General features: G+C 44.8%; 21 protein-coding genes and 1 tRNA gene. 12 read left to right on the top strand and 10 right to left on the bottom strand.

The window, feature by feature from the left end; all coding sequences use genetic code 11:
• Nucleotides 1-21 precede the first annotated feature (21 nt).
• Both ABHV44_RS02120 and ABHV44_RS02115 read right to left on the bottom strand, forming a co-directional pair.
• On the bottom strand, nt 22-408 hold the full coding sequence (locus ABHV44_RS02120; protein WP_459072989.1) for an HYC_CC_PP family protein: 387 nt from the start codon (nt 406-408) through the stop codon (nt 22-24).
• A 71-nt stretch (nt 409-479) separates the two neighbouring features.
• The gene (locus ABHV44_RS02115) at nt 480-1,406 is read right to left on the bottom strand and encodes a LysR substrate-binding domain-containing protein (RefSeq protein ID WP_459072988.1); all 927 of its coding nucleotides are present in this window, start codon (nt 1,404-1,406) and stop codon (nt 480-482) included.
• Nucleotides 1,407-1,657: 251 nt separating this feature from the next.
• On the opposite strand from ABHV44_RS02115, the gene ABHV44_RS02110 reads away from it, so the two are divergent.
• The 6 genes from ABHV44_RS02110 to ABHV44_RS02085 all read left to right on the top strand — a co-directional run bounded on the left by ABHV44_RS02110 (nt 1,658) and on the right by ABHV44_RS02085 (nt 6,554).
• Nucleotides 1,658-2,473, top strand: coding sequence for a zinc ribbon domain-containing protein (locus ABHV44_RS02110; RefSeq protein WP_459072987.1), 816 nt, complete (start codon nt 1,658-1,660; stop codon nt 2,471-2,473).
• 102 nt (nt 2,474-2,575) lie between these two features.
• Complete coding sequence (locus tag ABHV44_RS02105; RefSeq protein WP_459072986.1) at nt 2,576-3,022, top strand: ATP-dependent zinc protease family protein; 447 nt, start codon at nt 2,576-2,578, stop codon at nt 3,020-3,022.
• Nucleotides 3,019-3,918, top strand: coding sequence for a 30S ribosomal protein S6--L-glutamate ligase (gene rimK, locus ABHV44_RS02100; RefSeq protein ID WP_459072985.1), 900 nt, complete (start codon nt 3,019-3,021; stop codon nt 3,916-3,918). Before ABHV44_RS02105 ends, rimK begins: the two co-directional genes overlap by 4 nt.
• A 16-nt stretch (nt 3,919-3,934) precedes the next feature.
• Entirely contained in the window at nt 3,935-4,879 is a 945-nt protein-coding gene (locus tag ABHV44_RS02095; protein ID WP_459072984.1) for a succinylglutamate desuccinylase/aspartoacylase family protein, read from the top strand.
• 12 nt (nt 4,880-4,891) lie between these two features.
• Complete coding sequence (locus tag ABHV44_RS02090) at nt 4,892-5,671, top strand: hypothetical protein (protein ID WP_459072983.1); 780 nt, start codon at nt 4,892-4,894, stop codon at nt 5,669-5,671.
• 103 nt (nt 5,672-5,774) lie between these two features.
• Nucleotides 5,775-6,554, top strand: coding sequence for a transporter (locus ABHV44_RS02085; RefSeq protein WP_459072982.1), 780 nt, complete (start codon nt 5,775-5,777; stop codon nt 6,552-6,554).
• A gap of 114 nt (nt 6,555-6,668) precedes the next feature.
• On the opposite strand, the gene ABHV44_RS02080 is transcribed toward ABHV44_RS02085, so the two are convergent.
• Nucleotides 6,669-6,740, bottom strand: a tRNA-Arg gene (locus tag ABHV44_RS02080).
• A gap of 110 nt (nt 6,741-6,850) precedes the next feature.
• On the opposite strand from ABHV44_RS02080, the gene ABHV44_RS02075 reads away from it, so the two are divergent.
• The 3 genes from ABHV44_RS02075 (at nt 6,851) to ABHV44_RS02065 (ending at nt 9,821) form a co-directional block, all read left to right on the top strand.
• On the top strand, nt 6,851-7,825 hold the full coding sequence (locus tag ABHV44_RS02075) for a tryptophan 2,3-dioxygenase family protein (RefSeq protein ID WP_459072981.1): 975 nt from the start codon (nt 6,851-6,853) through the stop codon (nt 7,823-7,825).
• Nucleotides 7,826-8,108: 283 nt separating this feature from the next.
• A complete protein-coding gene (locus ABHV44_RS02070) occupies nt 8,109-9,398 on the top strand; it encodes a M23 family metallopeptidase (protein WP_459072980.1) in 1,290 nt (429 codons plus the stop codon).
• Nucleotides 9,399-9,548: 150 nt separating this feature from the next.
• A complete protein-coding gene (locus ABHV44_RS02065) occupies nt 9,549-9,821 on the top strand; it encodes a hypothetical protein (protein WP_459072979.1) in 273 nt (90 codons plus the stop codon).
• 145 nt (nt 9,822-9,966) lie between these two features.
• On the opposite strand, the gene ABHV44_RS02060 is transcribed toward ABHV44_RS02065, so the two are convergent.
• The 5 genes from ABHV44_RS02060 to ABHV44_RS02040 all read right to left on the bottom strand — a co-directional run bounded on the left by ABHV44_RS02060 (nt 9,967) and on the right by ABHV44_RS02040 (nt 16,102).
• Nucleotides 9,967-10,782: a hypothetical protein gene (locus ABHV44_RS02060; RefSeq protein WP_459072978.1), complete on the bottom strand. Its 816-nt coding sequence runs from the start codon at nt 10,780-10,782 to the stop codon at nt 9,967-9,969.
• 606 nt (nt 10,783-11,388) lie between these two features.
• Nucleotides 11,389-12,141, bottom strand: coding sequence for a succinate dehydrogenase/fumarate reductase iron-sulfur subunit (locus tag ABHV44_RS02055; protein WP_459072977.1), 753 nt, complete (start codon nt 12,139-12,141; stop codon nt 11,389-11,391).
• A 44-nt stretch (nt 12,142-12,185) separates the two neighbouring features.
• Nucleotides 12,186-14,189, bottom strand: coding sequence for a fumarate reductase/succinate dehydrogenase flavoprotein subunit (locus ABHV44_RS02050; RefSeq protein WP_459072976.1), 2,004 nt, complete (start codon nt 14,187-14,189; stop codon nt 12,186-12,188).
• Nucleotides 14,190-14,211: 22 nt separating this feature from the next.
• Nucleotides 14,212-14,937 (bottom strand): succinate dehydrogenase cytochrome b subunit, encoded by a 726-nt coding sequence (locus ABHV44_RS02045; protein WP_459072975.1) that lies wholly within the window; start codon nt 14,935-14,937, stop codon nt 14,212-14,214.
• 826 nt (nt 14,938-15,763) lie between these two features.
• Nucleotides 15,764-16,102: a single-stranded DNA-binding protein gene (locus tag ABHV44_RS02040; RefSeq protein ID WP_459072974.1), complete on the bottom strand. Its 339-nt coding sequence runs from the start codon at nt 16,100-16,102 to the stop codon at nt 15,764-15,766.
• A gap of 270 nt (nt 16,103-16,372) precedes the next feature.
• On the opposite strand from ABHV44_RS02040, the gene ABHV44_RS02035 reads away from it, so the two are divergent.
• A complete protein-coding gene (locus ABHV44_RS02035; protein WP_459072973.1) occupies nt 16,373-16,867 on the top strand; it encodes a hypothetical protein in 495 nt (164 codons plus the stop codon).
• A gap of 233 nt (nt 16,868-17,100) precedes the next feature.
• Here the strand turns inward: ABHV44_RS02035 and ABHV44_RS02030 are convergent, their stop codons facing one another.
• Nucleotides 17,101-17,520 carry a hypothetical protein gene (locus ABHV44_RS02030; protein WP_459072972.1) on the bottom strand — a complete coding sequence of 140 codons (420 nt, stop codon included), beginning with the start codon at nt 17,518-17,520 and terminating at the stop codon, nt 17,101-17,103.
• Nucleotides 17,513-18,358, bottom strand: a complete 846-nt coding sequence (locus ABHV44_RS02025; protein ID WP_459072971.1) for a GIY-YIG nuclease family protein — start codon at nt 18,356-18,358, stop codon at nt 17,513-17,515. The genes ABHV44_RS02030 and ABHV44_RS02025 overlap by 8 nt, the downstream gene beginning before the upstream one ends.
• A 324-nt stretch (nt 18,359-18,682) precedes the next feature.
• Between ABHV44_RS02025 and ABHV44_RS02020 the strand changes: the two genes are divergently transcribed.
• Nucleotides 18,683-19,501: a hypothetical protein gene (locus ABHV44_RS02020; protein WP_459072970.1), complete on the top strand. Its 819-nt coding sequence runs from the start codon at nt 18,683-18,685 to the stop codon at nt 19,499-19,501.
• Nucleotides 19,498-19,992, top strand: a complete 495-nt coding sequence (locus tag ABHV44_RS02015; RefSeq protein WP_459072969.1) for a hypothetical protein — start codon at nt 19,498-19,500, stop codon at nt 19,990-19,992. Before ABHV44_RS02020 ends, ABHV44_RS02015 begins: the two co-directional genes overlap by 4 nt.
• The last annotated feature ends 19 nt before the right edge of the window (nt 19,993-20,011 follow it).

Raw genomic sequence — 20,011 nt, 5'->3', positions numbered from 1 at the left:
TAAAGAGTTTGCAAAACTCCATTATCCATAAAAAGTAAACGCGCAGTTTAATAGATAGAGCCGCTCGGGAGGCCCTCGCAGCTGTTCATGTTGGATTGAAAAATCTAAGGGATTGACTTCCTGTACTAGAGCGAAAAAAGTCTGGTAGTCTAAAAAGAAAAATTGATCAACATTGAATTTGAAAGCAGGTTGATGCTCATCTTCAAGTGCAAATTCAACTTGAGCAAACTCACAGCACTTGCTTTCCAGTTCGCAGCTCTCAGATGATTCACTCGCGCAGCATGAATCAACTTGCTGAAAGAAACTGACGTTCCTCAGCTCATCGTGGCAAAAGTGCATGTGCAACTGAATGCCCATGGCCAGTAGCGTGTAAAGCGCTGCAAATGATATAGAGATTACTTTTCTCACTGTTACAAAGATACGATTTTCATGACCCAACAAAAAAGTCACATCAAAACGAGGGTTGCCATTATGCAATTTTAACGCCACTCTACCCTAATGTGAGGCTCCGCCTTTTGAATGTTCTCAGGAACTTTCTCAAGTATTGCTTTTTTTAGTTTGTCTATTAACCCCTCTCTGGAAAAGCTATTGTGCACTACCAGACTCACCTCGCGCACCGGCTCGGGTTTTGTGAATCTTTTCACTCTGGGATTGTCTTCCTCATCGATTACAGAAAGCTCGGGAACCAGCGTGTAGCCAAAGTTTTTGTCAACCATTCTTTTGAGAGTTTCAATTGATCCACTTTCGTAAGTAAATACATTCTGACTGCGGCTTTCAATACCGCAAATATTCAACGCCTGATTCCTAAAACAGTGACCCTGATTGAGCAGCCACATTCCATCTTCGGTGATGTCGCTGGTTTCGATCTCTGACTTCTTGTAAAGCGGATGCTTTTCTGAACTATAAACCAGAAATGGCTCTTCGAAAAGTGGGATTTCTCGAAGTTGTTGTTCTTCGAGTGGAGTCACCAGAAGGCCAACATCGAGCGTGTCGTTCTTAAGCATTTCAATAATCTGATGGCTTTGAATTTCCTCGATGATCAAATTTGTGTTCGGATTCTTTTGGATGAACTCCCCTAGAAAGAGAGGCATGAGATAAGGCGCCAAAGTGGGAATCACCCCAACGCGAAACGTACCTTCGAGGCTTTCCTTCTCTCCTTTCACAAGTTGCCTGAGTTGGTTAGCCTCTCGTAGAATTTGTCTCGATTTTTCAATGACTCTTGCTCCAGACTTTGTTGGTTCCACGGGATGTTTCTTTCGGTCGAAAAGAATCGTTCCGAGTTCCTCTTCCAGCTTTTTGATCCCCATTGTCAAGGTTGGCTGGGTGACGAAGCACCGCTCAGCTGCCCTGACAAAATGCCGTTCATTGTCCAAATTGACGATGTACTCCAGTTGTTGTAGCGTCATTAAAATAGCTTTTATCTATACAAAGATATAATTTATTGATTTGATTGATCGGTGTGGTTGCCATACATTTGTACTGTTCATTCGAACAAGGAGTTAGCACAATACAGCATACTCAGATTTTGGTTAAGGTGATTAGTGATTAAGCCCCTTCGGAAAGTTTTCGGAGGGGTTTTTTCTTGAATGCTTTTGACCAGGTCAACAATTGCCTCGAATTATTACTTTTAAACTTAAACTTCAAAAGAATAAATTCTATGACCTATCAAAAACGCTCCCTGGCAGTTATTTTCTTTCTAACTGTTTGTTTTACATCTTTCGCTCAAAAGCAAGATGAAATTGCAACAAAACTGCAGGAAACTCCCAACATTTCTGTGACAGAAATGGATCAAAAAATTATGGGGGATCGTGGTGCAGCTCACACGGTGTCCTTCGTGGCCGATGCAGATGCAGTGATGGATGCATGGAGAGACTACTGCAAGGATGAAATGGATCAGAAGCTGAAAAAGTCAAAAGGGCTTTACTCGGTTGAAAATTTCATGTTTGCAGAAATCAGCTCAGGTCCGATTTCACTGTACAGTGATGTAGTGATGGCGAAAGAAGGAGCTCAACTTCAGGTTTGGGTGAAATCTGGTGAGCAGTACGTCAGCCACAAAGACCATCCAGATATTTCATCGAATCTCGACAAGTTCATCAGAAACTTCGCGGTGAAATTTTACAAGGATTATTTCGATGAAGTGATCGACAACCAGGAAGATAAGTTGAAAGATGCCAGCAAGGCGCTCAGCGGAATTGTGAAGGACAAAGAAAAGATGACTGACGACATCGAAGACAACAAGAAGCAAATTGAAAAGAACAAAGACGACATAGTAGATGCTGAAAAAGAAATAAAAGAACTTCAGGAGAAGATTGAAGAAATGAAAAAGGAGAATGAAAACCTGGCTAAAGAAAACGAAGACCTTCAGAAGAAAGTGAAAGACAAAACCAAAGAGGTTGAAGCGCAGCAGAAAGTGGTAGAAGAACAGAAAAAGCAAGTAGAAAATATAAAAGCGAGCTCATCAAAAATCAAATAGTTCCTCTGGTCGGAATTACTTGCATTTGAAATACATTTGCCAATTGTCACCACCGACAGCCAATTCACTTTGGCAGGTGGTGATTTTGTTTTAAACTTGAATATGTCCAATAAACCAGCAAAGAAAACTATCGGCCGGATAGACAAGGCCGATTTTCCACTTTTAGGACTCAGGGATCTGGATGTGAAAATTGATTCAGGAGCTTTTACTTCGAGCCTGCATTGCCACCACATTGTAGAAAAAGACGGTAAGCTCCAGTTTTCTCTTCTCGACCCGTCCCACGAGCAGTATCACAACAAGCCAATTGAGAGTGAGTCTTTCAGGATCAAAAAAGTGCGCAGCTCTAACGGTCTGCAAGAAGAACGCTACGTAATCACCACAGAGATCGTACTTTTCGGAAAAACTTTTGAAATTGACTTAACACTCACCAACCGTGGCGACATGAATTTCCCCGTATTATTGGGGCGCAAACTTTTGAATAAAAACTTTATTGTGGACACCGCTATGACCAACTTGTCTCACAACGAAAAGATGAAAAACCAGGAATGAAACGAATTGTAATTCTATCTCGAAATCCGAATCTCTACTCCACTAAAAAGCTCGTAGAAGCCGGGGAAAAAAGAGGTCATGAAATGATTGTCCTCGACCACCTCAAGTGCAACTTGCTGATGGAAAAGAAAAAGCCCCAGATCTACTACAAGGGTGAAAAAATTGAGAACGTAAACGCAGTGATTCCGAGAATTGGTGCGTCAGTCACGTTCTACGGAACGGCAGTGGTGCGACACTTCGAGATGATGAAAGTCTTTTCTACGGTCGAGTCAGGAGCCATCCTCAGATCGAGAGACAAACTACGCAGTTTGCAAGTTTTATCACGAGCCGGATTGGGATTGCCCAAAACGGCCTTCGCTAATTTCTCCAGCGATCCCGAGCGATTGATCGAAAGCGTTGGTGGCACTCCGGTGATCATCAAACTTCTGGAAGGAACTCAGGGACTCGGTGTGGTTTTGGCCGAAACAATGAAATCAGCCAGCTCCGTGATTGAAGCCTTCAACGGGCTACGCGAACGGGTAATCATTCAGGAGTTTATCAAAGAGGCCAAAGGTGCCGACATCCGTGTTTTTGTGATCAACGGAAAAGTTGTTGGTGCCATGAAGAGACAAGGGAAAGAAGGTGAATTTCGCAGTAACCTCCACCGTGGTGGAAAAGCAGAAGTAGTAAAACTTTCCAGAAAAGAAAGCAACGCTGCCATAAAAGCAGCCCATGCCATGGGACTTGCCGTTGCCGGTGTGGATATGCTGCAGTCTGCTCGTGGCCCACTCATCCTGGAGGTAAATTCATCTCCTGGCCTCGAAGGCATCGAAAAAGCTACAGGAACCGACATCGCATCTATGGTACTCGAGTACATCGAAGATCACGCCCACATGCGCAAAGTGAGACGCGGATAAAACAGCAGAGCCTTTTATGGAAGAGCCTTTAATCATCAGCAACACACCAATCCCACGCGGGAAAACTACCCGGCTCGACCTGGCTATTGCCAAACTTCCTTCGCACACGCAAATTGAAATCCCCGTCATCATCAGCCGGGCGCGAAAAGAAGGCCCTACCCTTCTTCTGCTTTCTGGTGTTCACGGAGATGAAATCAATGGAGTTGAAATTGTGCGCAGGTTGATTGACCAGAAACTAACCAGGCCAACTACCGGAACAGTAATTTGCATTCCTGTGCTCAACGTTTTCGGGTTTATCAACTACACCAGAGAAGTGCCAGGTGGCAAAGACGTGAACCGCAGCTTTCCCGGACAAAAACGCGGAAGCCTCGCAAGCCGTGTGGCCTACAACCTGATGAAAGAAATTATTCCGCACGTTGACTACGTGCTGGATTACCACACCGGAGCTGAAAGTCGCAGCAATTTTCCTCAAGTGAGAGGTTCGTTGAAAGACAATCGAGTGCTTGAACTGGCCAAGGTCTTTGGTTCGCCTTTTATTCTGAATTCGCCTACCCGAGCTTCGAGTCTGAGACGCGAACTCTTGAAACGAGATGTACCCATGCTGCTCTTCGAGGGCGGTGAATCAATGCGATTCGATGAGCGAGCCATACAGGCGGGAATGAACGGTGCCGTTCGTGTTATGAAACACCTCGGAATGACCAAAGCCGAGGCAGATGAACTAACTGGCGAGCCGATTGTTTTTGACGAATCTAAGTGGGTAAGGGCGCGTTCGAGTGGACTTTTCCATTCGAGAGTGAAAAACGGTGAAGAAGTCACAAGAAAGCAGGAGATCGGTTTTATTACCGATCCCTACGCTACTTTTAGAACCAGGGTGAGAGCAACGGAAAGTGGTTATGTAATCGGCTTAAACAACAAGCCCGTTGTGAGCCAGGGTGACGCGCTTTTTCACATCGCCTACTAAACAATTCGTCTCATGGTCAGAAAAATTTCACTGCTATTCCTCTTTTGGATTTCAGCGATTTTCACATTCGCACAATACACAGAGCAAATTAGCTCCGATCGCCCGGGCCAGGCCTACAGCGCGACAACAGTGGGCGGTGGCATTTTTCAATTGCAATTTGGCGGAGGCTACAGCACACCCGATGATGCCACTATCAATTCAAATGAATTTCTGACTCCTCTCACGCTTCGATACGGAATCACCGAGCATCTCGAGCTCAGCTTCGACTGGACTTTTCAATATGTGGAGTACGTTACTGCGTTGGAGACCTTTAGCAGAACAGGCCTCAACTCTCCATCGCTCAGCGCCCGACTCAACATCAACGACCGTCAAAACGGGATCGTACCCGTGCTCACCGTTCAGGGAGGAGCTCAACTAAAATGGGATGCGCTGGAGTTTAGCTCAGATGAAATCCTTCCTTTCGGGAGATTAATTGCCGGCTACAGCATAGGCGATAAATTTGGCATCAACCTCAACTACGGCTTGCGAGCAAACCCCGACAGTGAAACAGTAGTTCACAGCTATGTTACTAATTTCTCTTACAATTTCACCGACAACTTCGGAGCGATTGTGGAGTTTTATGGAGATGTTTTCGAAAACCTTCACATCGCCAGGTTCGACTACGGACTTTATCTGTTGGTGACTGACAATCTTCAGCTCGACCTCAATGCCGGTGGACACACGCTGAACTCAGTGCTCAATCCGTTTTTCATCAACGGAGGAGTTTCCTGGAGAGTCGGGCGCAAACAATAGTCTGTTTGATCAGGTTAGGCAATGAGTTAAGCCAAACTTCCTGACCGATTTTTAGCCGATAAGAAGCGAGACCTCGCTTCTCAACGAAAATTATTTCAGAATTATGAAGTCATTAATCATCTTCTTTTCCCTACTTCTAAGTGCTTTTATCTCTCATAGTCAATTCACCGAAAACATTGCTTCCGGCCGGCCGGGACAGGCCAACGGAGCTCGCACAGTAGGCGCGCGCACTTTTCAGCTACAAGCTGGTGGCGGCTACAACACTCCTACTCTGGATAACAATAGAATTCACAATTACACTGCCGATGCCGTCTTGCGTGTGGGTATCACGGAAAGGTTTGAAGTAGGGGCTCTCTGGAATTATCGCGCCACTCGTTACAATTTTTCGGAAAACACGTTCTCAAATGATGGGTTTGCCTCTCCTGCTATTCGGGCCAGAGTCAATCTTAATGACGAGCAAAAGGGACTTCTTCCCGTTTTCGCAATTCAGGCAGGTGCTTTTCTTCCTATCGGAGATCCAGAATTTGGAATCAGCCAGCTGTCACCCTTTGGACGACTGATGGCCAGCTATTCATTTTTTGATCGCGTAGGCCTCACTTTCAACTACAGAATGAATTTTCCAAATTCCACAGATAAACCTGCCGAACACCGATACATTGCCAGTTTATCACTGAATATCACTCAAAAGCTGGGGATTCTGGGCGAAATTTACGGAGACGTTTATAGAACTTATCATGTATCGAAATTTGACTACGGCATTTTTTACCTGGTCAATGAAGATCTTCAACTTGACATCAACGCAGGTGGGCACACCATCAATGAAGACAGCAATCCCTTTTTCATCAATGCCGGAGTTTCGTGGAGAATCAGTGTCTGGCGTTAGCCAACTGATCCTCAGTTTGAGTTGGAGCAACTGCAACAGGAAAGAAAGCAAGAGGGACAAAAGAAGCAATCAAGTTTCCTCTCTTGCTCCAAACTCTTGCTCTTGCTCCTTTTGTAGCCCCGGAAGGAATCGAACCTTCATCTAAGGTTTAGGAAACCTCTATTCTATCCATTGAACTACGGGGCCATTTTGGGCCACCAAAAGTAAAATATTTTTGAGGGACCGGGAAAGAACGGCCGCTTCCGCAGAAAGACAATTTGATTATCTTGCGCCACTCACTCTGTAAATTTTCACCTATGGAGGATTTGAAGCCCGAGATCGTAGAAAAAATAAAGAAGCTACAGCAAAAATATGCTGCCATGGGTCAGGACCTGGAGTCGTACCTCGATGGTTTGCTCTATGCCGATTATCTCACTTACTGGGATTACATTCACCTCGACACGCTGCTCAGTTTGCAAACGCCAATGACGAGCATGCCCGATGAGGAGATTTTTATCATGTATCACCAGATCACAGAGCTCTACTTTAAGCTCTGCCTCCACGAAATTGATCAGATCGGAAATGCCGAAGAGCCCACAGGCGACTGGTTTTTAAACCGTGTAACGCGCATCAATCGCTACTTCGAAGCTCTCACCAAGAGTTTCGACATCATGGTGGAAGGGATGGAGCGCGACCAGTTCCTCAAGTTCAGAATGAGCCTGCTTCCTGCAAGTGGATTTCAGTCGGGTCAGTACAGAATGATCGAAATCGGCTGCACACCTTTCAACAGGCTTGTAGACAAGGAGCACCGCGAGCAGTACGAAGATTTCACCAGAGAAGACATCCCTGCAATGTATCGCCACATCTACTGGCAGGAGGGCGCTACTGAGCTTTCCACGGGAGATAAAACGCTGACGCTAAAACAGTTTGAGCAGAAGTACAACAAGCAATTGCTCGAGATGGCTGAGGAGTATCACAATAAAAACATCTGGCGCGTTTACAGGATGCTTCCGTCTGAGGAGCAAAACCGGGACGACATCCGCATTGCACTGCGCTGGCTCGACACCAACGTGAACGTAAACTGGCCGCTCTCACACTACAAGTCGGCCGTTCGCTACCTCCAAAAAGATCCGGAAGACATTGCTGCCACCGGAGGAACCAACTGGCAAAAGTACCTGCCTCCACGTTTTCAAAAACGCATTTTCTACCCCGAGCTCTGGAACGAAGAAGAACTCCGCGACTGGGGAAAAGGCTGGGTGAAAGAAGTTGTGTTTGGAGTAAAGGGCGAATAACGCTGGAAAAAGCACCAAGTACCAAAACCCAAATTCCAAAACGGAAACTGCCAGGAAAGTCGAGCTCCGCAACTTTATCTCCACCTTGTCTCTATTTTGACTCTACCCGAGACAAGGACCAGCCAGCCAAATTTCAATCCCCGAAACCTCGAGCTACCTCAACCCCGAACTCTCCTTTATCAACACTCCAATTTTCATCACTTTAAGCGGAACACTTTCTTGGTTTCGTCCGTAATAATATCTTAGCAATTATTCGTTTCTACTACAGGAAAACTTTTGAACCATGAACCGTCTTTTTTATCTCTTCGCAGCGATGCTACTCTCAATTGCGGCCTGCAACGAACCCACAGAAACCGCAGAGCGTCAGGAAGCTCCGGAGAAAATCGAACCATTGCCCGCTCCCGAAAACCTCAACTTCGGTTTTAATTTTGACGACTACATCGTGAAAGAGGGCACGATTTCTAGAAATACTTACCTGAGCGACATTTTGCTCAAGCACAACATTCCTTACCAAAAGATTGATCAGCTGGTAAACGAATCGAAAGAGACTTTTGACGTTCGTAAAATCAATGCCGGAAAAGACTACGTGGTGCTGTGCTCCAAAGAAGACAGCCTTGAAACTTGCGAATACTTCATCTACAAACAAGACCCCGTAAACTATGTGGTTTTCAGTTTGGCCGATTCTGTTTACGCCTACCGCGATCAAAAGCCAGTAGAAACGCGCATCAGAAAAGCATCTGGAGTGATCCACTCTTCGCTGTACGAAACGATGCAGGAAAACGACCTCAGCCCGGCACTCACGATGGAGCTCTCGAACATGTACGCCTGGACCATCGACTTTTACCGCATTCAGCCGGGTGATCAGTTCACCGTGAAGTTTGAAGAAAAGCTCGTGGACGATCAGGTGGTTGGCGTTGGAAAAATTGTTTCTGCCAACTTTCAGCATCAGGGCGAAGACTATTACAGCTTTTACTTTGAGCAAGACAGCGTGGGCGACTACTTCGATGAAGAAGGAAACAGCCTGAAGAAAGCTTTCCTGAAAGCTCCGCTGAAGTTTAGCCGCATCTCGAGCCGCTATACCAAGAAGCGTTTTCACCCTGTTTTGAAGCGCTACAAAGCTCACCTGGGTACAGACTATGCCGCAGCTCACGGAACGCCAATTTTGGCCGTTGGAGACGGTACAGTGATCGCTTCGAGCTACACTTCCGGGAATGGAAAATATGTGAAGATCCGCCACAACAGCACCTACACCACGCAGTACCTCCACATGAGTCGCAGAGCTGTGAAAAACGGCCAGCGCGTAAAACAAGGCGATGTGATTGGCTACGTGGGAAGCACTGGACTTGCTACCGGACCTCACGTTTGTTTCCGCTTTTGGAAAAACGGCCGCCAGGTGGATCACCTGAGAGAAAAGTTCCCGCCATCAAAGCCGATCAAGCCTGAAGTGAAAGAGGAGTTTGAGGAAGTGATGGAGAAGGAGAAAAAAGAACTCGATCAAATCACAGTTGAGCAAACTGAAACTGAAGAGCTCGCTGAAAACGAACAGCAAGGGCCAAAGCAGGGCAATTCTTAAAGCTTTCTGCTCTCGCCTGACTGCGAAATTTCAACCACAATCTTCTTGTCAATTCCACAGTGCTGTTACCACTAGTGCTGCGAGCGTCCTGGAGCTGGGCCCTGGAACGCTTTTTCCATTGATATCTGTGAACCTCAAAAACACAGAACAATGAATACACTCAGCGATAAAGACAAGAATGCACTAGATAAACTCTGGGACAAATTCACCGGAGAGGACAAAGTTGAAGAAGATTCCGAAGGTCGTTTTATCACGCTCGAAAACGATGTGATAAAGCGAGAAGGTCTTCAGGTTCCGGAGTTTAAAGATCCCGGTAAATTCGAAGCCTTTCAGGAAGACACCGGAATAAAGCACACTTATTTCGGAATCCCTGCCGGAAAAGGCAAGACGAAGATTTTTAAGAGAAGTATGAAGACGGGATAGAATAATCAATTTTGTTCAATGTAAACCCGCTCTCTGACAAGTAGCGGGTTTTTCTTTCTATCTAGCTTTTTATGACTTCCAGCAAAAGCTGAAACCTCGCGCCAGCAATGCTTCATAGCTTCTAACAATTTAGTTTTGAAAATATCTAATCCAGAACTCGCCCTTTGAAGACAAATTCTTCTGTACTCAACCATCTATATTCGAAGAGAACTTCATTTGTATTAGAATCAATTACAAGATTCCCAATAGGCAAAGAACCTCGTTTAGATAGATAGTGCTCGGTTGCCGTAAAACTATCTGCCATTTGCACGGAATCACCATCATTGTGCCAGTTGACGCGGTAGAATCCTATTTCCGCAAAGCTATCTCCCCACTGGGGAATACTACCATCAGGAAGGTGCATCTTTAAACGAAAATCAAAGGAGTCTGTCTGTCCTTCAAGCACTCCTCGAAAAGTATTTCCAACTGTAGGAAGTTCATCCCAGTAGTGCATCAGGTCAAATGTTCTTGATACAGAATCTCTCCCTGAGCTCAATGGGTAGCAAGTGGAGTCGACCGGGTATTCTATCACATGTGATACAGTAATTGTATTTGGCCTGCTCACATCACTGAAATCTACTACGACACTAGGATTAGGAAACGTATCTACGCCAATATACCATGTATGAGTGTACTCCGGATTTTGGTATTCCGATCTGAACCTGATGTCATAACCAACCAATAAATCCTGCTGAGGAACAAATATGGGCTCATTCTCAAAAGCATCCCATGCTTGATCTTCTATAAAAAACTCCGCACTAGGTTCTTCCACTCCAAAACAAGGATCGTAATTTGGACATTCTGGATCAGTTGGGTCGCAACATTCTTCATTGTTGTCTTTGCGGCAACTGCTAATGGAAATTGCAAAAACGACAAGCATTGTCAGCGCGGACCAGTGTAGTTTTTTCGAATGAGGAATCATGGCGGTAGCTTAATTCAGGTTTGTTGAGCCGTTAATTCTAAGGCTCCCAAGATACTAAATGCGGGTAAACAAAAGGAAGGTTTTAAAAGAACCAAATTGCCGCGCGCCAGGGATTGACGCGGCATCCTTGCCCGACTTAGGGCAAGATATAGCGGAAAGCCCGGCACCGCCAGTAAAGGTGGTGGGCGCCCAAATTAGCTTCATAAAAATCCTATCGGTTTATTGATTCACTTTCCGTTGAAACTTGACTGATAGTTATGCTTGTTCTTTTTATCCTTTTTTCCTTGATGAAAAAAGAAACAAAAAAATCAAGGCTGTGACCTCTACTCAAAATTTTACTTTGTCTCAACTAACTTCGACCGAGTGATCCTAGCCGGCTTCTCGGTCTTCGTAAGTCTCGACTTTGAAAAATTTTTGCGCGAGCTCAAGGCCGACCCTTGCGATTCGCAGGAGACTTTCCTGTACTAAACGGTTAAATGGGAACTCGTTCATTCATCAGTAAATTCTATTGCAGCCCCTAAGGCTAAGTTTAAAGTGAAGAAACTAAAAACCCCGCGATCCGAGGACCACAGGGTTTTCTATTTTAAATCGTTCTGTTTGACATTCTTAATCGCGGCTCACCACGTTGGCGCGCATAAACTCGCGGTTCATGCGGGCGATGTTTTCCTGTGAAATTTCTTTAGGACATTCTACAGTGCATGCACCTGTGTTGGTGCAGTTTCCAAAGCCTTCCTTGTCCATCTGCTCCACCATTTTGAGCGCGCGTTGCGTTCTCTCAGGGTGACCTTGTGGCAAGAGCGAAAGCTGTGAAATTTTGGCGCTGACAAAAAGCATAGCAGATGCGTTTTTGCAGGCTGCAACACAAGCTCCACAACCGATGCAAGTCGCTGCATCAAAAGCCAGGTCGGCATTTTTCTTTTCAATTGGCGTTGCGTTGGCATCGATGGTGTTTCCAGATGTGTTCACCGAAACAAACCCACCCGACTGAATAATTCTGTCGAAAGCAGAACGGTCAGTAGAAAGGTCTTTGAGCACCGGGAACGCCTTAGCTCTCCACGGCTCGATGTAGATGGTGTCACCGTCTTTGAACGAGCGCATGTGAAGCTGGCAAGTGGCCACGCCTCTCTCAGGCCCGTGCGGCTCACCGTTGATGTACATGCTGCAACTTCCGCAAATTCCCTCGCGGCAGTCGTGATCAAAAGCCACGGGATCTTCTCCCTTTTCAATCAGCTCCTGGTTGAGCACGTCAATCATTTCGAGAAATGACATGTCATCGGAAATGTTGTCGACCTTGTAGTCAACCATTTTTCCTTTGCTATCCTTGTTGGCTTGTCGCCATATTTTGAGTGTCAGTTTCATACTGTACTTTTATTTATTCACGGGCAGCGCCCGGTAAATGTCCGTTACTTATAAGAGCGTGTTTTCAGCTCGATGTTTTCGAATTTCAGCTCTTCTTTGTGAAGCTGTGGTTTGCTGAGATCTCCGGTGTATTCCCAGGCAGAAACGAATCGATAGTTTTCATCGTCACGCTTGGCTTCACCTTCTTCGGTTTGGTGTTCTTCACGGAAGTGACCTCCGGCAGATTCTTCTCTGGTGAGGGCATCTACGCACATGAGTTCACCGAGTTCGAGGAAGTCGGCAACGCGGCCGGCCTTGTCGAGCTCTGGGTTGAAGCTTTTTGCATCGCCAGGAACTCTAACGTCTTTCCAAAACTCTTCGCGGAGCGACTGAATTTCAGAAATCGCTTCTTTAAGTCCTTCAGCATTTCTTGACATTCCACACTTGTCCCACATGATTTTTCCGAGACGCTTGTGAAAGTGGTCTACCGATTTTGTTCCTCCGGTAGACATCAACTTGTCGATGTTGTCCTGAATGTTTTTCTCAGCTTCGGCAAACTCCGGAGAATCTGTTGAGATTGGTCCGGTAGCGATGTCGTTAGCGAGGTAATCTCCTACCGTGTTTGGAATCACGAAGTAGCCATCTGCAAGACCCTGCATGAGAGCAGAAGCTCCAAGTCGGTTGGCTCCGTGGTCGGAGAAGTTCGCCTCACCACAGGCATACAACCCTGGAACGTTGGTCATCAGGTTGTAATCCACCCAAAGGCCTCCCATGGTGTAGTGCACCGCTGGGAAAATCATCATTGGAGTGATGTATGGGTTTTTGGCTGTAATTTTTTCGTACATCTGGAAGAGGTTTCCGTACTTCGACTTCACCACTTCTTTACCGAGCTTGATCACCTCATCTTTCGATGGGTTTTCCAGTCCCTGAACGCTGGCTTCCGTTTTTCCGTAACGCTCAAAAGCGCTGCTGAAATCGAGGAATACGGCCTGTCCGGTCTTGTTAACTCCGTAGCCGGCATCGCAACGTTCTTTGGCTGCTCTGGAAGCAACATCTCGGGGAACGAGGTTACCGAATGCGGGATATCTTCTTTCGAGGTAGTAGTCGCGCTTCTCTTCCGGCAGGTTTTCCGGACGGAGTTCGCCACTTCTAATTTTTTCTACGTCTGATTTTTCTTTTGGCACCCAAATTCTACCGTCATTTCTCAGCGACTCACTCATCAGTGTGAGCTTCGACTGGTGATCTCCTGAAACGGGAATGCAAGTCGGGTGAATTTGCGTGTAGCAAGGGTTGGCCATAAAAGCTCCGCGCTTGTGTGCTTTCCACGCTGCCGATCCGTTGGATCCCATGGCGTTGGTGGAGAGGTAGAAAACGTTTCCATAACCTCCTGAGCAAATCACAACTGCGTGCGCACTGTGACGCTCAATTTCTCCTGTCACCAGGTTTCTGGCGATGATTCCGCGGGCTTTGCCATCGATCTTCACCACGTCCATCATTTCGTGGCGGTTGTACATCTGCACTTTACCTTTTGAAATCTGGCGCGAAAGTGCTGAGTAGGCACCGAGCAAAAGCTGTTGTCCGGTTTGACCTTTGGCGTAGAACGTACGAGAAACGAGTACTCCACCGAAAGATCGGTTGTCGAGCATTCCTCCGTATTCGCGGGCAAAGGGAACTCCCTGCGCCACGCACTGGTCGATGATGTTGGCAGAAACTTCGGCCAGACGGTAGACGTTGGCTTCGCGGCTTCTGTAATCGCCACCTTTCACGGTGTCGTAGAACAAGCGGTAAGTCGAGTCACCGTCATTCTGATAATTTTTTGCTGCGTTGATTCCACCCTGAGCGGCAATGGAGTGCGCCCTACGTGGAGAATCCTGAAAGCAGAATGCTTTTACGTTGTAGCCCAGCTCTGCAAAAGAAGCTGCTGCCGCACCACCTGCCAATCCGGTTCCGATCACGATGATGTCGAGCTTCCGCTTGTTGGCCGGGTTCACCAGGTTGATATCGTTCTTGTGTTTGGTCCACTTTTCTGCAAGTGGTCCTTCGGGTATTTTGGAGTCTAGTACTGACATAATCCTTCTTTCTATTGATCAATTACAATTGCGACATGTACAGGAAAACGGGGATCGTGGCAAAAGCCAACGGTACTACAATCGCAAAGATGTATCCCACTGTTCTAATCACCGGAGTGTACTTCGGATGCCTGAGGCCGAGCGATTGAAAACCGCTCTGAAATCCGTGAACGAGGTGAAAAGCGATAGCGATCTGTCCGAGGATGTAGACGATCACCATGATTAGTGCAAATTCGTTGATGTTCGGGTTAAAAAAGTCCATCACCACGGTGTGCAAATCCTTGAGTGGCTCTTCGAGCATTTCGCCATCGAGTCCCATTTTTTGCATGGGGATGGAGGAGTCGAATTTCACCACGTACCAGAAGTTGGCCATGTGAGTAACGATAAACGCGAGAATCACCGTTCCGAGGATTCCCATGTTGCGCGAAGACCACATGGTGTTATTCTGCGGCTTGCTCATGGCGTACTTCACTGGGCGCGCCTTGCGGTTTTGCGCTGTGAGCACGATACCATCAATGGCGTGAAAAAGGATACTGAAGTACGTGAGGTACGACAGCACTTTCACCGCTGGGTTGGTGGTCATGAACTTCGTGTATTCGTTAAACTGGAGTTGTCCCTCTTCGCCAGTGACAAAGAGTTGCAGGTTTCCGGCCAGGTGGCCCACTAAAAACAGACAGAGAAAAAGTCCGGTGGCAGCCATCCAGTATTTTTTGGCCAGAGATGACTTTAGAAAAGCAGATTTGCTCATACGTTGTCGGTCAGATTTATTAATTGGTGGCAAAGTTAACCCTCACGGCTTAGCCAAACAAGGTTGATTCCTATTTAGAAACCTTCTTGATTGGGTTGTAATAAGAACAGATTGTTGATTTAGTTTTCCAACCAAATTGAAGGCCGGCTTGTTCTCTTCCAAGAATTTTTCAATATCAAATTTCTTCCTTCCCATTTGTCTCGACTCTACTTCGATCGAACTCAGCACAAGCGCTCGACAACCGGCACTCGCGCGTTGGCCGATTCTCGAGCGGAGTCGAGAGATCCGTGAAAGGAATAGATTGAAAAAAGTCTTCATTCTAAAATTGGAACCAAATCAATAATCCTTCTCAAAAACACAAAAAAACCGCCCACTCGCACTTGAGTGAACGGTTTTTTAACAAGGGGACAATGAAATGGTTCATGAGGTCTAATCGCTGTGGAAATCGGAGGCCACTGCGGGTTTGCAAATCATTGCCCCGGTTGAATTGAGGTAGCTGATTTTAGTGAAATGTGGAATAAGAATTCGGGGAATTAATTTTTCGGTTTATTGATTCACTTCCCTTTGAAACTAGACCATTCGTTATGCTTGTCCTTTTTATCCTTTTTTCCTTGATGAAAAAAGAAAGAAAAAAATCAAGGCTGTGACCTCTTATCAAAATTTAGCTTCATCAAACCTAAGTTCGGCCGGGTGATCCTGCGGCTTCCCGGTCTCACTAAGGTTTGATTTTGAAAAATTTTTGCACGAGCTCAAGGCCGATCCTCGCAATTCGCAGGAGGCTTAGCCGTAATGACTGGCTGAAAGGGAACTAAGTCAGGAAATCCGTTTAATTTTTCTTATCCATCATCAAAAACTCGTTGACTACCACTTCTGTGATGTAGCGGTTGTTTCCCTCTTTGTCTTCCCATTTTCTGCTTTGCAGCTTTCCGTCAATGGTTACTTCCGCTCCTTTCTTCAGGTACTTTTCTGCGAGCTCGGCCGTTTTGCCCCAGGCCACGAGATTGTGCCAGTGGGTGTTTTCTACTTTTTCGCCTTTGCCATTTTTGTAGGTTTCGTTGGTAGCGATGCTGAGTTTTGCGAGTTTTTTACCGCCCTCGAGTTCTTTTACTTCAGGGTCGTTTCCAAGGTGTCCGATGAGTTGCACTCTGTTTTTAATGCTGTTCATAACGTGTGATTTTTGATTAATAAAATGTTTTTTAAAAACTGACCGACAGTTGTTTGTCGATCATCTGGTGCAAATGTGTGGCGGTACCAAAAAAGGAGTCGGTAATCAAACGTAACTAAGCGTTTAATAGCCGGTTGCTAATGGTTGCTGACGGGTGGGTTGCAGGGCTGGCGGGCGATTTTGATTCTGATAGCTTGAATTAGTTGTGAGTGAAAAAAGCCTATCAGTAAAAACGACTGGAGATGAGGATCTTTTATATTAGCGAGTCCAATGAAATTTAAGCACGAAATTATTCTTTTCGCTATTAGCCTACTTCTTTCCTGCACAGTTGCAGGCCAATCTTGTGAAGAGTTCCTACAAAGTAAAATAGATTCATCCCCCGGGGAATTTGTGGACCAATTAAAAAAGCAACTGGAATGCGGAACCCTTGATGAATTTGATCTCGAGTATTGCGTGCCATATTGGGGAGAAATGTACGCGTCATCGGACAGCACAGCTACTTACAATGACTTTTATACAAGATTCGATGAATTTAAAAAAACTGAAGTCTATAAGTCATACAGAGCTGAAGCATCTCCGCAGTATGAAATTCAAAATCTTGAAATTACTGATAGTCATTGGCAAAAAGCCAAATCCGTTTTAGAGAAATCTGATGTGTCAAAAGAGAACATCACTTTATTTAAGAATTATATAGCCAATCATCCGGAACACAAAACTTATGGAGAAGCAGCAAAGGCCTTCTGGAAAGACGTGAAACAAAAATGACCTGAGCTTTACCATCTACAGAAATGTCAAAATAAGCCTCTGTGAAAACTCTTATTCTGACATATTTGATAAAATAAGCAGATATCACCAGATTTCACTTCTTATTTTACATCGAGACGAAATTGGTTCGTGGATGGAATTCTTTGATGAAATTCAAACTACTACTCGGCTCGCGAATTGAATATTATGAGCCGATTAGAGAGCGCAATCGGCTCAGGGGGATTCCGCTTCAATCAAAAGCTTGCTAGAATTTTTTCCAGCTTGCTTTGGTGAGCACCAGTGAAGTCTACACAAACCACCTTTCCAATTTCTGTTTTTCCAAAAGCCGCGTGAAAAGCAAACCAAACTCCTTCTTCAAAGTCATCGTGAAAAGTTGTAATGGGTTCTTCAGCCTTTGCGGGAAGTGAACGAATAGCCGCCACTTCATCAAACCAGTCATGTATCCATTCAGCTTCTTTTCCCAGAGTGGAAACGTAAGCTACGTTATTCTCGAGTGAGGCCCGGGCGATTTCGTTCATTAGATCTTCATCTCTTGAATCTCCAATCAAAAGCAGGAGCCAGTTTGATGTAGGGAGTTGGTCTTTCCAGTTTTGTGAAAGAGCTGAGAAGTAATAGAAGGAGCGGTTGTTTACTTGACCTGGAAAATCACTCACTCTCAAACTCCTTCAAAGTGGTTCCATCTTTCAGCTTCCATTCGGTGAGGCCGTTGGCGTTTCTGCCGAGAACAATTGATGCGGCTGTAGATGGACTGCTGAATACCTGGTCTTCGGGAAAAGACAACCATTCCCCTTTGTCGATCAAAACTCCTTGATCTAGTAACTTATTCCTAAAGTTGACTAAGTTGGAAGTCATTGATGCCACAGTTGAGCCAGCAGCTTTCGAGCCGGCAAAAACGACAAAGCCTTCAGAAGTGGGTTCTCCTTGAGCATCTGCACCACGAGCGGCTTTGATGAAAAAACTCTTCTGTTTCACTTTTGCGTTGTGTTCACGCTTTTCTTCGAAGACTTTGTGGCCAAGTGTGTTGACAAGTAGCTTCACATTGGCGATGAATTCTTCCATTTCAGCTCTATCCGATTCCGAGATGGAAGAAAGTGTAGGTACTGTTGAATTATCAATTTGATAGCGATTGATCTGCTTCGCTTTGTCGTGAAGACGGTTCTCCAGGTACTTAATGTGCGCCTTGTTCAGGTTTTCGTCCTTGCTGATAAAAACAATGGCCTCATGCCAAAAGTCTTTCGAGCTAAGCTGCTGAACCAGTCTCTTGAAAACAGATTCTGCCTCACCGATGTAGACCAACTCTTTCCCAGACTCATCTCTACCAAACAATAAATAAATTCCTGGATTCGTCAGATCAGGCCTGTCCGTGCAGTCTTTGATTTTGATCCTCGGAATTTTATAGGCTTTGCCTGTCCAGTTCGAAAGCTCACACGTCATCCGGCCGTTGGGCTCGCCATCGATCAGGAAGAGTTTTATAGTTTTTGGGAAGGGCATGTTTAAGCTAAGGATTTCAGAGGATGGTTATTATTAGAGCAATATACTGTTTGCTTAGTAAAGCTCCATTGTAAAAGTAAATTGACTGTGTGACTTTCCAATTACTCTTATTCAAAATTTGCTACTTTGCAATAAGAACAAGAACCAGATTCACTCTCAGAATTAACTATGAATAACGATACTACGCTCACTCCATTACGATTTCACTTTTATTATTTGAGATTCAAGCCTTACAAAGATCTACAGAATGAATATGATAGCAATAGAATTCTAAGAGACGTAATTACCTTTATTTCTCAAGAAAAAAGAGAAAATAGAGGTTATTTGATCGATAGAAATGATCAAAGAACTAATGAGCTTCCTAGAGAATTGTTTATGACTAGTGCAGTATTTATGCACAAGGAAAGAAGAATTCGTTGTTCTCTGGCCTTGTTAAGGGCTGGTAGAATCCCCAAGATCAAACCAAAAGATAAATTCACACTAGTGCCGCTCAAAGAGATGGGAGGAAGTGTTGCGGAAGAAACTCATTTTTACATAGACTTCTCCAGAAAGACTGCAACAATTTGTATTGAATACAACTATCACGGACCTAGAATTTCAGACGTGGAATATTACCTCCGTAATATTGCAAGACATAAGCTGAAACTTTCCCGGGCAACAGAGGTTGGGTTGTATATGGACAACTCTATTGATAAAACCCTTGAAAGCTTGAAGAATGTTTTGAATATCGACATTAAGCTGCAGCCTCAAAAGATAACTGCAATGGACAAGGATATCGTTGGACAGTATTTCACTGGCTTAAACTCGATTGGCCATAAGCTCAAACCAAAATTCTTAAAGCTTGAAGCTATGTTTCAAGCACCAGGAAAAAATGTTGAAAGTGTTGCCTTAAATAAGGAAGCTAACTCGATGATACAGAATCTACTTAAAAAGTTCCAATCCAAACCAGTTAATATTGATTGCTTTGAAAATTTCGTAGTAAAATATGAAGATAAGGATGGAGCAGAAGAAGTGTTCAATCTACTGAAAGGAAAGAAAGAAGTGATAAAAGAAGTTGACTTGAACGAGATCAAAAAGAAAAGACATCTTTACGAGCTAATAGAGCAGGACTTTGACGATTTTATGGAATCCTTAGAGAAATGATTGATAAATATTTCAAACACCCGGTATGGTGGGATCTTTGTGTTTCATTTGTGGTTCTAGCAGTATTAATGCTATGCTTGAAGATTGACTTTATCGCCTTACCCGAAAAATCTAGAGTTTTATCAGTTTCGGGAGATATTCCTCCGATTAGTTTCACTGCAGCAGGTTTCATCATAACTTTACTAGCTATACTGATTACGTTTAAAATCAACACAACAGCCTCAAAGAAGAATTACAGTGAATCGAATAGCGTTTTCGAACTATTCTTTGTGTCTGACTTGTACATCGAGACAGTTAAGCAGTTCAAAAAATGTATAAAGTCATTAATAGTTGTTGCTCTATCAGGATACTTGCTGAAACTTATTAACTCATGGAAAGAAGTTGAGGTGCTTTTCTTCTATAGCGTTGCGGGAGTAATTATTATCTCGCTAACACTATGGCGTTGCTTACTCATTCTAAATAAGATTTTAAATCTCCAAGGACAGGAGTAACTGATTCTGTACCACGCTG

The sequence above is a fragment of the Halocola ammonii genome (assembly GCF_049334165.1).
Taxonomy (GTDB): domain Bacteria; phylum Bacteroidota; class Bacteroidia; order Flavobacteriales_D; family Sanyastnellaceae; genus JBEGHD01.
This window is presented reverse-complemented; position numbering and strand designations above follow the sequence as displayed.

Bases quoted from the DNA above. Each gene is read 5' to 3' on its own strand.
- ABHV44_RS02110 (WP_459072987.1), top strand. From the start codon at position 1,658: ATGACCTATCAAAAACGCTCCCTGGCAGTTATTTTCTTTCTAACTGTT.
- ABHV44_RS02050 (WP_459072976.1), bottom strand. From the start codon at position 14,189: ATGTCAGTACTAGACTCCAAAATACCCGAAGGACCACTTGCAGAAAAG.
- ABHV44_RS02035 (WP_459072973.1), top strand. From the start codon at position 16,373: ATGAAATTTAAGCACGAAATTATTCTTTTCGCTATTAGCCTACTTCTT.
- ABHV44_RS02065 (WP_459072979.1), top strand. From the start codon at position 9,549: ATGAATACACTCAGCGATAAAGACAAGAATGCACTAGATAAACTCTGG.
- ABHV44_RS02055 (WP_459072977.1), bottom strand. From the start codon at position 12,141: ATGAAACTGACACTCAAAATATGGCGACAAGCCAACAAGGATAGCAAA.
- ABHV44_RS02095 (WP_459072984.1), top strand. From the start codon at position 3,935: ATGGAAGAGCCTTTAATCATCAGCAACACACCAATCCCACGCGGGAAA.
- ABHV44_RS02090 (WP_459072983.1), top strand. From the start codon at position 4,892: ATGGTCAGAAAAATTTCACTGCTATTCCTCTTTTGGATTTCAGCGATT.
- ABHV44_RS02070 (WP_459072980.1), top strand. From the start codon at position 8,109: ATGAACCGTCTTTTTTATCTCTTCGCAGCGATGCTACTCTCAATTGCG.
- ABHV44_RS02085 (WP_459072982.1), top strand. From the start codon at position 5,775: ATGAAGTCATTAATCATCTTCTTTTCCCTACTTCTAAGTGCTTTTATC.
- ABHV44_RS02045 (WP_459072975.1), bottom strand. From the start codon at position 14,937: ATGAGCAAATCTGCTTTTCTAAAGTCATCTCTGGCCAAAAAATACTGG.
- ABHV44_RS02075 (WP_459072981.1), top strand. From the start codon at position 6,851: ATGGAGGATTTGAAGCCCGAGATCGTAGAAAAAATAAAGAAGCTACAG.
- ABHV44_RS02060 (WP_459072978.1), bottom strand. From the start codon at position 10,782: ATGATTCCTCATTCGAAAAAACTACACTGGTCCGCGCTGACAATGCTT.
- ABHV44_RS02115 (WP_459072988.1), bottom strand. From the start codon at position 1,406: ATGACGCTACAACAACTGGAGTACATCGTCAATTTGGACAATGAACGG.
- ABHV44_RS02040 (WP_459072974.1), bottom strand. From the start codon at position 16,102: ATGAACAGCATTAAAAACAGAGTGCAACTCATCGGACACCTTGGAAAC.
- ABHV44_RS02025 (WP_459072971.1), bottom strand. From the start codon at position 18,358: ATGCCCTTCCCAAAAACTATAAAACTCTTCCTGATCGATGGCGAGCCC.
- ABHV44_RS02015 (WP_459072969.1), top strand. From the start codon at position 19,498: ATGATTGATAAATATTTCAAACACCCGGTATGGTGGGATCTTTGTGTT.
- ABHV44_RS02105 (WP_459072986.1), top strand. From the start codon at position 2,576: ATGTCCAATAAACCAGCAAAGAAAACTATCGGCCGGATAGACAAGGCC.
- rimK (WP_459072985.1), top strand. From the start codon at position 3,019: ATGAAACGAATTGTAATTCTATCTCGAAATCCGAATCTCTACTCCACT.